The 12,658-nt window shown below is 59.1% G+C and carries 9 protein-coding genes; 6 read left to right on the forward strand and 3 right to left on the reverse strand.

Going from position 1 to position 12,658, the window contains the following annotated elements; translation table 11 throughout:
• The first annotated feature begins 160 nt into the window (after positions 1 to 160).
• From mgtA to KUF73_RS23630, 4 genes are all read left to right on the forward strand, one after another.
• Positions 161 to 2,863 (forward strand): magnesium-translocating P-type ATPase, encoded by a 2,703-nt coding sequence (gene mgtA / locus KUF73_RS23615; protein ID WP_218440524.1) that lies wholly within the window; start codon positions 161 to 163, stop codon positions 2,861 to 2,863.
• A 201-nt stretch (positions 2,864 to 3,064) separates the two neighbouring features.
• A complete protein-coding gene (locus tag KUF73_RS23620) occupies positions 3,065 to 3,478 on the forward strand; it encodes a response regulator (protein WP_218440417.1) in 414 nt (137 codons plus the stop codon).
• Between the two features lie 111 nt (positions 3,479 to 3,589).
• Complete coding sequence (locus KUF73_RS23625; protein WP_218440418.1) at positions 3,590 to 4,216, forward strand: response regulator transcription factor; 627 nt, start codon at positions 3,590 to 3,592, stop codon at positions 4,214 to 4,216.
• Entirely contained in the window at positions 4,217 to 7,462 is a 3,246-nt protein-coding gene (locus tag KUF73_RS23630; RefSeq protein ID WP_218440419.1) for a transporter substrate-binding domain-containing protein, read from the forward strand. It begins immediately after the preceding gene.
• On the opposite strand, the gene dkgB is transcribed toward KUF73_RS23630, so the two are convergent.
• Positions 7,459 to 8,262 carry a 2,5-didehydrogluconate reductase DkgB gene (gene dkgB, locus KUF73_RS23635; RefSeq protein WP_218440420.1) on the reverse strand — a complete coding sequence of 268 codons (804 nt, stop codon included), beginning with the start codon at positions 8,260 to 8,262 and terminating at the stop codon, positions 7,459 to 7,461. The genes KUF73_RS23630 and dkgB overlap by 4 nt on opposite strands.
• 320 nt (positions 8,263 to 8,582) lie before the next feature.
• Here dkgB and KUF73_RS23640 point away from each other — a divergent pair, with 320 nt between their 5' ends.
• A complete protein-coding gene (locus KUF73_RS23640) occupies positions 8,583 to 9,443 on the forward strand; it encodes a pirin family protein (protein WP_218440421.1) in 861 nt (286 codons plus the stop codon).
• 178 nt (positions 9,444 to 9,621) lie between these two features.
• Positions 9,622 to 11,064 (forward strand): mechanosensitive ion channel domain-containing protein, encoded by a 1,443-nt coding sequence (locus KUF73_RS23645; RefSeq protein WP_218440422.1) that lies wholly within the window; start codon positions 9,622 to 9,624, stop codon positions 11,062 to 11,064.
• A 117-nt stretch (positions 11,065 to 11,181) separates the two neighbouring features.
• Here KUF73_RS23645 and KUF73_RS23650 read toward each other — a convergent pair whose 3' ends face one another.
• Positions 11,182 to 12,141, reverse strand: coding sequence for a FecR domain-containing protein (locus KUF73_RS23650; protein ID WP_218440423.1), 960 nt, complete (start codon positions 12,139 to 12,141; stop codon positions 11,182 to 11,184).
• The gene (locus KUF73_RS23655) at positions 12,141 to 12,647 is read right to left on the reverse strand and encodes a sigma-70 family RNA polymerase sigma factor (RefSeq protein WP_218440424.1); all 507 of its coding nucleotides are present in this window, start codon (positions 12,645 to 12,647) and stop codon (positions 12,141 to 12,143) included. The genes KUF73_RS23650 and KUF73_RS23655 overlap by 1 nt, the downstream gene beginning before the upstream one ends.
• Between the last annotated feature and the right edge of the window lie 11 nt (positions 12,648 to 12,658).

Genomic DNA, 12,658 nt, shown 5'->3' on the forward strand with positions numbered 1-12,658 from the left:
AAGCGAGCAGCGGCATCCCGATCACGGCCAGTTTCTGGTCTGTGTCCCGACGTCCCTCTCATCGACGCTGAACCGTGCGTGATGTTCGACTGTGTGTCGTCATCGCGGCGCACCGACACGCCTGCTCGACGGTTTCCTGGCCGACCCTGGGGGAACTGCCATGAACCTGACCCTGCTCAAAGAATTCTTCGCCGGATTCCTGCGCACCCGCCACATTGCCCGGCACTTCCGTCGTCTGGCGCTGCTGGAAAACTTCACCGACACCACGGTCAGCCGTGAGGTGCCGCCCACTCTGGCGCAAACCCTGGTCAGCGCCGCCACCAGTGACACCGGCCAGTTGCTGGACACCCTTGGCAGCCACACCGACGGCTTGAGCGAACTCGAAGCCGAGGCACGGCGCGAGCAATTCGGCCTCAACGAAGTCGAGCACGAACAGCCGCTGCCATGGTGGATTCACCTGTGGCACTGCTACAAAAACCCGTTCAACCTGCTGCTGACCTTGCTCGCGGTGATCTCCTGGCTGACCGAGGACATGAAAGCCGCCATCGTTATTTTCTCGATGGTGGTGCTCTCGACCTTGCTGCGCTTCTGGCAGGAAACCAAATCGAACCAGGCTGCCGATGCGCTCAAGGCGATGGTGAGCAACACGGCCACGGTGTTGCGGCGGGACGCTGCTCGCACTGAATTGCCGATCAAGCAACTGGTGCCCGGTGACCTGATCGTGCTCTCGGCGGGCGACATGATTCCCGCCGATTGCCGGGTGCTCAGCGCCAAGGATCTGTTCGTCAGCCAGGCGGCCATGACCGGCGAATCGATGCCGGTGGAGAAATTTCCGCGTCAGCAGGACAGCGACACCTGCAATCCGCTGGACCTCGACAACATCCTGTTCATGGGCACCAACGTGGTGTCCGGCACGGCCATGGCGGTGATCCTCACCACCGGCAACAGCACTTATTTCGGCGCGCTGGCGCAGCGGGTCGGTGCCACCGACCGTGCACCGACATCGTTCCAGACCGGGGTCAACAAAGTCAGCTGGCTGCTGATCCGCTTTATGTTCGTCATGGCACCGCTGGTGCTGTTCATCAACGGTTTCACCAAGGGCGACTGGACCCAGGCGCTGCTGTTTGCACTGTCGATTGCCGTGGGCCTTACCCCGGAAATGCTGCCGATGATCGTCACCTCGACCCTGGCCAAGGGCGCGGTGTTTCTGTCGCGCAAAAAAGTCATCGTCAAACGTCTCGACGCGATCCAGAACTTCGGCGCCATGGACGTGCTGTGCACCGACAAGACCGGCACCCTGACCCAGGACAAGATCTTTCTGGCGCGCAATGTCGATGTCTGGGGCAACGACTCCGATGACGTGCTGGAAATGGCCTACCTCAACAGCTACTACCAGACCGGCCTGAAAAACCTGCTGGATGTGGCCGTGCTCGAACACGTGGAAATCCACCGTGAACTGAAGGTCGGCACGGCGTTTCGCAAGGTCGACGAGATCCCGTTCGACTTCAATCGCCGGCGCATGTCAGTGGTGGTGGCCGAGCGTGAGCAACCGCATCTGCTGATCTGTAAAGGCGCGGTGGAAGAAGTGCTGGCGGTCTGCACCCGAGTGCGTCACGGCGAGTTTGATGAAGCATTGAGCGAAGCACTGCTGGCGCGGATTCGTCAGGTCACGGCGACCTTCAACGCCGAAGGGCTGCGGGTGGTCGCCGTCGCTGCACGGCCAATGATTGAAGGGCGTGACAATTACAGCCTGGCAGATGAACAGGAATTGACGCTGATTGGCTATGTCGCGTTTCTCGACCCACCCAAAGAAAGCACCGCACCGGCGCTCAAGGCCTTGGCCGCCCATGGCGTGGCGGTGAAAGTGCTGACCGGTGATAACGAACTGGTCACGGCCAAGATCTGCCGCGAAGTCGGCCTGGAGCAACAAGGCCTGTTGATGGGCAACGACATCGAACGCATGAGCGACGCCGAACTGGCGGTGGCAGTGGAGACCACCAACGTGTTCGCCAAACTGACGCCATCGCACAAGGAACGCATCGTCCGCCTGCTCAAAGGTAACGGTCATGTGGTCGGTTTCATGGGCGACGGCATCAACGACGCGCCGGCCCTGCGTACCGCGGACATCGGCATTTCCATGGACAGCGCCGTGGACATCGCCAAGGAAGCGGCCGACATCATCCTCCTCGAAAAAAGCCTGATGGTGCTGGAGGAGGGCGTGCTGGAAGGGCGGCGGACCTTCGCCAACATGCTCAAGTACATCAAGATGACCGCCAGCTCGAACTTCGGCAATGTGTTCTCGGTGCTGGTGGCCAGTGCGTTCATCCCTTTCCTGCCGATGCTGCCGATGCACCTGCTGGTGCAGAACCTGCTCTACGACATTTCGCAGATCGCCATTCCGTTCGATAACGTCGATGCCGAAATGCTCGCCAAGCCACAGCGCTGGCAGCCGGCGGATGTCGGGCGGTTCATGTTGTTTTTCGGGCCGATCAGCTCGATTTTCGACATCACCACGTTTGCGTTGATGTGGTACGTGTTCGACGCCAACACGCCGGACCATCAAACCCTGTTCCAGTCGGGCTGGTTCGTGGTCGGCTTGCTGACCCAGACGCTGATTGTGCACATGATTCGCACGCCGAAAGTGCCGTTCCTGCAGAGCCGCGCGGCAATGCCGTTGATGGTCATGACCGGGATCATCATGGCCGTCGGGATTTTCCTGCCGATGGGGCCGTTGGCGCACTACTTCAAATTGCAGGCGCTGCCATCGCTGTACTTTGTGTTCCTGCCGGTGATTCTGTTGGCCTATATGGGCCTGACTCAGGCGGTGAAGGGCTACTACATCCGGCGATTCGGATGGCAATAGCTGCCAACGGTAGGAGCTGGCGCAGGCTGCGATCTTTTGATCTTTCTTTTCAAAAGCCAAGTCAAAAGATCGCAGCCTGCGGCAGCTCCTACAGGAGTACCGGGACGAGGGCGCGGGATTTAGGAAAAGTCCTACAGAAAGCTCAATGGGTCTTCCGTAGCCTTGCGTCCTCACTATTCTGACTCGCTTCCGGGGGCCACGTTGTCGAACAAGTCCTTACGCATTCTGATCGCCGACGAACAGCACTTTAACCGGTTGAGAGTTGAGCGCTGGTTCAACCAGCTCGGTTACTACCGGGTGGCACCGGTGCAAGACCTCGAAGAACTGCTGAGCCTGGTTGAATATGGTTGCCAGCCATTCGACCTGCTGGTCATCAATGCTGCATTGCCGGGCGGGAAGCTGGATTTGCTGGACTTCTGCCTCGATAACCGGCAGTTGGATCGCGTGTTGATCTACGACGGTCAGCAGGCGCAACTGCCGCCCATCCCGCCTTGCGAGCAACAGAAAGTTCAGGTGAGTCACGCTTCGCTGCCTGATTTGCTGTCGATTCAGCGGCTGATGGCGATCATTGATCGACAACGACCGTTTGTCGGCACTGTCATTTCTGTCAGGTAGTTCACCAAGGCTTTCCATGCAACAGTCTACGCGCAGCTACTGCGTCTAATTCGGGCCTTGCCCATGGGCAGTCAGTGCTCAATCGTCGTGTTTTTTACACAGGGAGTTGCCATGAAGTGTGCGCTGATCGTGGACGATCACCCGGTGATTCGCGGCGCAGTCAAAATTTTACTCAAGCTGGAGGGGTACAAGCGCATCCACGAAGCGGCGAGCGGTAATGAAGTGTTGCCGATGATCCGCGAATACAAACCTGAACTGGTGATACTGGACCTGAACATACCATCGCTCGACGGGCTGGATGTGCTCGCACGGATCAAGGCTGGCGAGGTGCCGTGCCGGGTCGTGGTCTTCACCTCTCAGGAACCGATGTTTTATCAGGATCGATGCATGCGGGCCGGTGCCTCGGCCTACGTTGCCAAGACCAACGACCTGCAACATTTGCACAAGGCAATACATGCCGCGTTGGGTGGATACACCTATTTCACACGGCTTCCCACGAGTTCTGTATCGATGAGTACGCTGCAACGCAGCGAAAAACAGATGATCGATAAACTCTCGGATCGCGAACTGTCAATCTTCCAGCATCTGGCCCGAGGCATCAGCAACAAAGCCATTGCCGAAATCATGCACCTGAGCCACAAGACCGTCAGCACCTACAAAACCCGTTTGACGGAAAAACTCAACGTGGAGTCGTCGGTGCATCTGCGCGATCTTGCCCGGCGCAATCATTTGATCTGAATGAAATCCTTCCGACGCCTGCGCCAACTGAGAAACCTTTTTCTGCTGGGCCTTTGCCTGTGGGCAACAAATGTTTGCGCGCAGGTGCAAACACTGGAGTTGCTGGGGCGTTCCAGCGTGGAGGGTTACAGCGCCAGACTGTCGCAAGCCGACACGCGCTGGCTGCAGCAAAAGGGCCGTTTGGTGCTGGCTGTCTCGGCCCCGGACTATCCGCCTTTCGACATCACGACCACGGGTCTTGCGTGGGAGGGGATTACCGCAGACTACGCCGGCCTGCTCAAACAGTTGTTGCAGGTGGAGATTGAGATTCAACGTTACGACTCGCGGGCAGACGCGGTGCAAGCGCTCAAGCATGGAGCTGCAGACCTGCTGGGTACGGCCAACAGTTTTGAAGCGCAAGACCCGCAGTTACAAATGTCCAGCGCCTATGCCGTCGATCAACCGGTACTGGTGACCCGCACCGATACGCCTCAGGTATCGGACCCGACGCTGGGCGGCGAGCGTCTGGCCATGCTCTATCACTATTTGCCCGAGCAAAACGTGCAGCAGTTTTACCCCGAAGCGGATGTTCAGCTTTTTCCCTCGGCGCTGGCGGCGGTGGGGGCCGTGGCTTTCCGTCAGGCGGATGTCTATCTGGGTGATGCGATCAGCGCCCATTACCTGATCAGCAAAAACTACCTCAACAACGTTCAGCTGGCTGATTTCTCGCGCATGGAGTCCGGCCGCTTTGCCTTCGCGCTGACTCGCGACAACCCGCGGTTGCTGCGCATCGTCAACCAGGCGTTATCGGCGATTGCCCCCAATGAGCAGATGAACATTCTGCGGCGCTGGGGGGCCAACGGGGTATCGATGCCGGGCACTCAGTCCTTGCAACTGAGCGTGGCCGAGCAGCGCTGGCTCGAGCAACACCCTCGCGTGCGGGTGGCGATCAACGAGAACATCCCGCCGATTACCTTCATCGACAGTGAGGGCCGGTTTCGCGGTATCGGTGTTGATGTGCTGGCAAAAATCAGCCTGCGTACCGGTTTACAGTTCGACATCCAGGCCATGCGGTCAGTGACCGAGATGTTGCAGGGCATCCAGAGCGGCCAGGTCGACGTGCTGGCCGGGATCGGCCTCAGTTCCCGACGTGAAGAAGCGTTGCTGTTTACCCGGCCATTCCTGACCAGTCCTTCTGTGCTGGTGACCCGGCTAGCACCTGACAGCCCCCGGACGCTGGATGAAATGGCCGGAAAAACCCTGGCGCTGACCCAAGGCAATATTGCCGGTGAGTTCATTCGGCAACACTTCCCGCTGATCCGCTGTGCGGATGCGCCACTGTCGGCAGACGCCATGGCAATGGTCGCGCAAGGCAAAGCCGAGGGTGCCATCAATTCATTGATCAGCGCCCGTTACCTGATTTCCCGGCAATACCGTGATCGCCTGCAAGTGACCAGTACGGTGGGCACCGATCCCGCCCGCAGCACCTTGGCCACCAGTCGCGAGGCGACCGAGCTGCATTCGATCCTGGACAAGGCGTTGCTGAGTATCACCCCTGAAGAAATCGACGAGCTGACACTGCCCTGGCGCAATGACTTGATGGTGGAACAGAGCTATTGGCTGCGACATCGGCAGAGTATTTTCCAGGCCTTCGCTGCTGCTGGCGTCTTGCTCATGATCGCGTTCGCCGGGATCGTCTGGCAGCGCCGACAAATCCGACAGCGCCAACAGTTGCTGGGGCAATTGCAGCAGGCCAAGGACGCCGCCGACGATGCCAATCGGGCCAAGACCACATTCCTGGCGACCATGAGCCATGAAATTCGCACACCCATGAATGCCTTGCTCGGCATGCTCGAACTGGCGCTGAAACGCGCGGACGAAGGCATCACCGACCGCGCCGCCATCGAAGTGGCGTCGAATGCCGGGCAACAATTACTGGGGTTGATTGGCGATATTCTGGACATCGCCCGTATCGAGTCCGGGCATTTGTCGCTGACGCCGGAACGCTGCAATTTGCAGGCGTTGGTGGCGTCGGTGTGCCGGGTATTCGAAGGGCTGGCACGGCAGAAGAACCTGCAATGGCGGGTTGAGCTTGATGATCACAGCAACTGCGACGTAATGATTGATCCCACGCGCTTCAAGCAAGTGCTGTCCAATGTGTTGAGCAATGCGATCAAGTTCACCCGTGAAGGCGAGGTCAACTTGACGCTACGGGTAGCGCCAGCGTCGGCGGAACGCCTGGCGATCAGCGTGCGCATTGCGGACAGCGGCATCGGTATCAGCGCCTTCGACCAGCAGCGCTTGTTCAGCCCGTTCGTGCAGGCCGGGAATAGCGAGCAGTCAAGCCGACAAGGTTCCGGGCTGGGGCTGGTGATCAGCCGCACCTTGTGCGAAATGATGGGCGGTCAGTTGCAGCTCGACAGTGCGTTGGGGCATGGCACGCAGGTCGACATCAGCCTTGAACTGATCGCGCTGCAACCGCTGTCTGCCAATGAAGTACCGGACCACGAATTACCGCAGCCGATCCGAGCCCTGACGATTCTGGTGGTCGACGATTACCCGGCCAATCGCTTGTTGCTCTCGCGGCAGCTGAGTTATCTCAGGCATCAGGTATTGACGGCGGAGGATGGGCGGCAAGGCTTCGAACTGTGGCGTGACCACGAATTCGATCTGGTTATCACCGACTGCAACATGCCGCTGGTCAGCGGTTACGAGTTGGCGGGGGCGATCCGCGATGAAGAGCGATTCAAAGGTATGCCGCCGACAGTGATTCTGGGGTTCACCGCCAATGCGCAGCCTGAGGAAAAAATTCGCTGTATCGAGGCGGGCATGGACGATTGCCTGTTCAAACCGATTCGCCTGGTGGATCTCAGCGCCTGGCTGGCGACTCAGTTTTTGGGCGAGCCGGCCGTAGCGATCGAAGAACCGTCACCTGCGGAAATTGATTTGAGTGGGCTGGAGCGCTACGTAGGTTCGGACCGCGAGCTGATTACCCAGCTATTGCACGATCTGTCCGTGAGCAATCGCGAGGATCGCCAACGCCTGATGCAGGAACATGCCAGCGGCAATCGTCATGGCGTGCAGGAACTGGCGCACCGCATCAAGGGCGGCGCGCTGATGGTCCGGGCGCTAAATCTGGTCGAGTGTTGCGAGCAGCTGGAGCGTGCATGCGGCGAGGGGGATGCCGCACTGATCGACGCGGCCGTCGATCAGTTGCAACACGCCATGGGGCGCCTGGACCATCATTTGAGCCGGGTTGGCGCTTAGTCCCAGTTTGGCGCAATGCCTTTGGGGCTGGTCAAGCGCTGGCCGCGATCCAGCCCGGCGATCAAGGCCATGTCAGACTCGCTCAACTTCAGGGCACCGGCTTCGAGGTTGCTGGCGAGGTTGGCGCGCTTGGTGGAAGAAGGAATCACGGCGTAACCCAGCTGCATGGCCCAGGCGAGGGTGACTTGTGCCGGCGTCGCTTGCAGGCGGTCGGCGATCTGTTGGATGACCGGGTCCTTGAGTACTTCGCCGTAGGCCAACGTCATGTACGAGGTGATCTGGATGCCCTGGCTCTGGGCGAATTCGACAACTTTGCGGTTTTGCAGGTACGGGTGCAGTTCAATCTGGTTGGTGGCGATGTTCTCGGCACCGACGGCGGCGATGGCTTGTTTCATCAAATCGATGGTGAAGTTGGACACGCCGATCTGCCGAGTCAGGCCCAGGCGCCTGGCTTCGAGCAGGGCGCCCATGAACGCCTCGACGGGCACCTGGTCTTCCGGCGATGGCCAGTGAATCAACGTCAGGTCGAGGTAGTCGGTCTGCAGTTTTTGCAGGCTTTCCCTGAGGCTGTCGATCAACCGATCCTTGGCGAAGTTGGCAACCCAGATCTTGCTGGTGATAAACAGCTCTTCTCGGGCGATGCCGCTGGCGGCAATCGCCTCGCCGACCTCGGCTTCGTTTTCGTAGATTTGCGCGGTATCGATGACGCGGTAGCCCAGTTCCAGGCCAGTGCTCACCGAGTCGATGACCACCTGGCCTTGCAAGCGAAAAGTACCCAGACCGAATGCAGGGATAGACATGTATGACTCCAGAGGTTGCAGTGGGAATGGACGCGAGTATCCGCGTCTGTATCCGTGGGAAAAACCTCTGGAGCAGCAAAGCAATGTTTACCGGAAATCAAAGATAAAAAGGATCGCAGCCTCGTTGCACTCGACAGCTCCTACAGGGGAATGCGTACCCTGTAGGAGCTGTCGAGTGCAACGAGGCTGCGATCTTTTGACTTCTTCTTTCATCATCGTTCTACAAATAGAACGATTAAGCTGATTTTTGCGGTCTAGTACCCAATTGGTATCAGTTTTAAGCTCTATTCATGGCTTCAATCACCTCACCAGGAGACACCATGAAAAACCTCATCGGTATCTACACCAGTCCACGCGCCCATTGGGTCGGCGACGGTTTTCCGGTTCGCACCCTGTTTTCCTACGACAACCTGGGCAAACACATCAGCCCGTTCCTGTTGCTGGATCACGCCGGTCCGGCTGAATTTACCCCGACCACCGAGCGACGTGGCGTGGGTCAGCATCCGCACCGTGGTTTCGAAACCGTGTCTATCGTTTACAAGGGCGAAGTGGAACATCGCGACTCCACCGGCAGTGGTGGCAAGATCGGCCCCGGTGACGTGCAATGGATGACCGCCGCTTCGGGCATTCTCCATGAAGAGTTTCATTCCACAGATTTCGCCAGAAGCGGCGGCACCCTGGAAATGGTGCAGTTGTGGGTCAACTTGCCAGCCAAAGACAAAATGGCCGACGCCGGTTACCAGACCATTCTCGACGGTGATATCCCGAGTCTTGCCCTGAAGAACGACACCGGCAGCCTGCGCCTGATTGCCGGTAAGTTCGATGGTCACAGCGGTCCGGCGCGCACCTTCACCCCGATCGATGTCTGGGATATTCGCCTCAATGCCGGCAAGTTGCTCAACCTCGACCTGCACGAAGGACGCAATACCGCATTGGTAGTGCTGCGCGGTACGGTTCAGATCAATGGCCTGGAAATGGCGCGCGAAGGACAGTTGGCCTTGTTCGAACGCAATGGTGATCAACTGAGCCTGCAAGCCAGCGGCGACGCAGTGGTGCTGTTGCTCAGCGGCGAGCCGATTGACGAGCCGATTGTCGGTCACGGCCCGTTCGTGATGAACACCGAGCAAGAGATTCACCAGGCATTCGCCGACTTCCAGTCCGGACGCTTCGGTCAAATGTAGGGTTAAACAAATAACGCTGACCCACATCGCCCTCTGTAGGAGCTGCCGCAGGCTGCGATCTTTTGATCCTGATCTTCGGCAGCTTTCAACTCCCTAAAATCAAGATCAAAAGATCGCAGCCTGCGGCAGCTCCTACACTGTACGATATTTGCGTATTGGCCTGCGCTGGAGCTGCTTGATGCTGTCATTGCTTACCGAACACCCGCTGATTTGCGCGATGTTGCTGATCCTGATCGATCTGGTGTTGTGGCGCTTGATCGGTACCGATGGCCACAATTGGAAACTGGTCTTGCGGGTGGTGATCTTTTCGCTGTTCAGCCTTTTGCTGTTCAACGAAGGCATGAACCCGCTGGAGCCGGCACCCTGGGCTGACAACGTGCCGCTGCATCTGGCGGCTACCGGGCTGCAGATCGGTTGGTGGCTGTTCGGCGCGCGAACGCTGACGGTGCTGATCGGCGCGGTGATGATGCAGCGGGTCGGGCATACCGGGCGATTGTTGCAGGACTTGCTCGGCGCGGTGATTTTCCTGGTCGCGGTCATCGCGGCCCTGGCCTACGTACTCGATCTGCCGGTCAAAGGGGTTCTGGCGACATCCGGTGCCTTGGCGATCATCGTCGGCCTGGCCTTGCAAAGTACGCTCAGCGATGTGTTCTCCGGGATCGTCCTGAACACCACCAAGCCCTATCAACTGGATGACTGGATCGCCATCGACGGCACCGAAGGCCGGGTCATCGACATCGATTGGCGTGCCACGCGGCTGCAAACCTCCCAAGGCAGCATGATCGTGATTCCCAACTCGTTGGCGGCCAAGGCCAAGATCACCAACTTCAGCCGGCCCAGCGATATGTTCGGCGTCTCGATCAGTTTGCAGGTCAGCCCCCATGTCCGGCCGAATACAGTGATCGATGCCCTTGAACGGGCGATGCAAGGATGCCGCATCCTGTTGAACAAGCCGTCACCCAAAGTGGCGCTGAAAAACTCCAGCCCTGCTGGCGCAGAATATGAAATCAGCGGGTTTGTCGCCTCGATGAGCGAAAAGCGCGAGGTGCGCAATCAGCTGTTCGATCTGGCTTACCGGCATTTGCAGGCGTCCGGGGTCAATTTGTTGTCGAGCGTGGAGCCCAACCCGCCGGGCAACCTGTCGCGGCCACGGGCGTTGCTCGACAGTTCGCCGATTTTTTCCACCTTGCGGCAGGAAGAGAAAGAAACCTTCAGCCAGAACATGGCCCTGAAAACCTTTCGCACAGGCGAGGTAATCCTGGCAGCGGGGGAGGTCAGTGATCACTTGTTTATCATTGAGTCCGGCGTCGTGACGGTGACGCTGAGCCGCCACGGTACGCCATTCGAGTCCGGGCGGATGGGGCCGGGCGAAGTGATCGGGGAGGCCGGCATTCTGGAGGACAGTTCAGTACCCGCCACGTTTGCAGCGAAAACGCCCTGTGCGCTTTACCGGATCGAAAAGGCCTATCTCAAGCCCTGCCTGGCTGCCCGCCACGACATCAACGATGCAATGAAGACCTTACTGGATTTCCGTTTGCACAAGGCACAAACGCTGACTCAGGACGTGCCGGTGATTGTGCCGAAGAAAGGCTTTTTGCAGTGGTTGCGTAATCGGGTATGAATGGCCGCTACGCGAATCGCGAGCAGGCTCGCTCCTACAGGGTCATGCGATCAAATGTGGGAGCGAGCCCCGCTCGCGATAGCGGTATCAATAGCGCGACAAATATCGGAATGCGCCTCAGACCCTCGGTTCAACCGATAACCAATAACGCGTCAGACGACTGATGTTCAGCGGCAGGGTATCGCTGAGCAGACGCAGGCTGGCGTCGGTGTCGCGCAGGGAGAATGCCCCCGACACCCGTAACGCCGCGACATCCGGATGACAGCGCAGCACACCTGGCCGGTAGCGACTCAACTCGCCGAGCAATGCGTCCAGACGCATATTGTTGGCCAGCAACATGCCCTTGTCCCAGGAAACGGCGGCGACGTCGAAGCTTTCCGCAACATCGAACCGGCTCAATTTGAAGCTTTGGCGCTCGCCGGCATTAAGGGTCGTGCTCTGCTGCAGCACCTGCGGCGTGACCACCACTTGCCCTTCAAGTACCGACACCTGGCTGCGAGAACCTTCGGTTCGCACACAAAACCGGGTACCCAGTGCACGGGCGATACCTTGGGGCGTTTCGACGATAAACGGGCGGGCGCCGGGATCGGTGGCGGTGCTGATCAGTACCTCGCCGTTGAGCAACATCACACGACGTTCGCGCAGGTTGAAGGCGATATCTACCGCACTGTCGGTGTTGAGCAGCAACTGGCTGCCATCGGGCAATTTCAGGTTTTTCTGTTCACCCACGGCGGTGCGTTGATCGGCGGTCCATTGCTGCCAAGGCAGATGCTGCGAGGCGATGCCCAAGGGACCGGCCATCAGGAACAAACCCAGGCGGGTGATTGTTTGCCGGCGGCTCAAGCCGTCTTTGCGCGAAGCCCGTTGCAGGGTTTTTATCGCGAGATTGGCCGGCACACTGCGAAAATCCCCGAGCAGGGCTTCGGCCCGTTGCCAGGCCTGGGCATGCTCGGCACTGCGGCGGCGCCATTGCTCAATGGCCTGGCGGTCAGACGGGGTAGCCGCACCGGAATGTAACTGGACCAGCCAGTCGGCGGCCTCGCCAAGAATTTGCGGGTTGATCATCGACGAATTCATCAGGCAACACTCAGGCAGGCAATGAATGCCGCGCGCATGTGTCGCTTGACGGTGATCAGCGAGACATTCAGGCGGGTGGCGATCTGGGCGTAGGTCAGGCCCTCAATCTGCGACAGCAAAAACGTGTCACGGGTAACGGCGGGCAGTTCGCGCAGCAACGCTTCGATGCGCCCCAGGGTTTCGAGGATCAGCAGGCGGGTTTCCGGCGACGGTACGTCCGCCACAGGCAGATCGGCGATGATCTCCAGGTAGGCGCGCTCAAGGTCCTGACGCCGCCAGCGGTCAATCACCAGACCTTTGGCAATGTGCGTCAGCAGCGCTCGCGGTTCACTGCCCAAAGGCTTGACCACCTGGCGTGTCAGCAGGCGCAGGAACGTATCGTGGGCCAGGTCCGCCGCATCACAGCGGTTACCCAGTTTGCGGTGCAGCCAACCCTGGAGCCAACCGTGGTGTTCGCTGTAGAGGTTATGGATTTGCTGATTCAAAGGCTGGTCGGCGGACGACATGGCAGGCAGGT

The organism is Pseudomonas sp. PD9R (genome assembly GCF_019200975.1).
Taxonomy (GTDB): domain Bacteria; phylum Pseudomonadota; class Gammaproteobacteria; order Pseudomonadales; family Pseudomonadaceae; genus Aquipseudomonas.

Coding starts and splice junctions, on each gene's coding strand:
- KUF73_RS23655 (WP_218440424.1), bottom strand. CDS start 12,647: ATGTCGTCCGCCGACCAGCCTTTGAATCAGCAAATCCATAACCTCTAC.
- KUF73_RS23650 (WP_218440423.1), bottom strand. CDS start 12,141: ATGAATTCGTCGATGATCAACCCGCAAATTCTTGGCGAGGCCGCCGAC.
- mgtA (WP_218440524.1), top strand. CDS start 161: ATGAACCTGACCCTGCTCAAAGAATTCTTCGCCGGATTCCTGCGCACC.
- dkgB (WP_218440420.1), bottom strand. CDS start 8,262: ATGTCTATCCCTGCATTCGGTCTGGGTACTTTTCGCTTGCAAGGCCAG.
- KUF73_RS23645 (WP_218440422.1), top strand. CDS start 9,622: ATGCTGTCATTGCTTACCGAACACCCGCTGATTTGCGCGATGTTGCTG.
- KUF73_RS23640 (WP_218440421.1), top strand. CDS start 8,583: ATGAAAAACCTCATCGGTATCTACACCAGTCCACGCGCCCATTGGGTC.
- KUF73_RS23630 (WP_218440419.1), top strand. CDS start 4,217: ATGAAATCCTTCCGACGCCTGCGCCAACTGAGAAACCTTTTTCTGCTG.
- KUF73_RS23625 (WP_218440418.1), top strand. CDS start 3,590: ATGAAGTGTGCGCTGATCGTGGACGATCACCCGGTGATTCGCGGCGCA.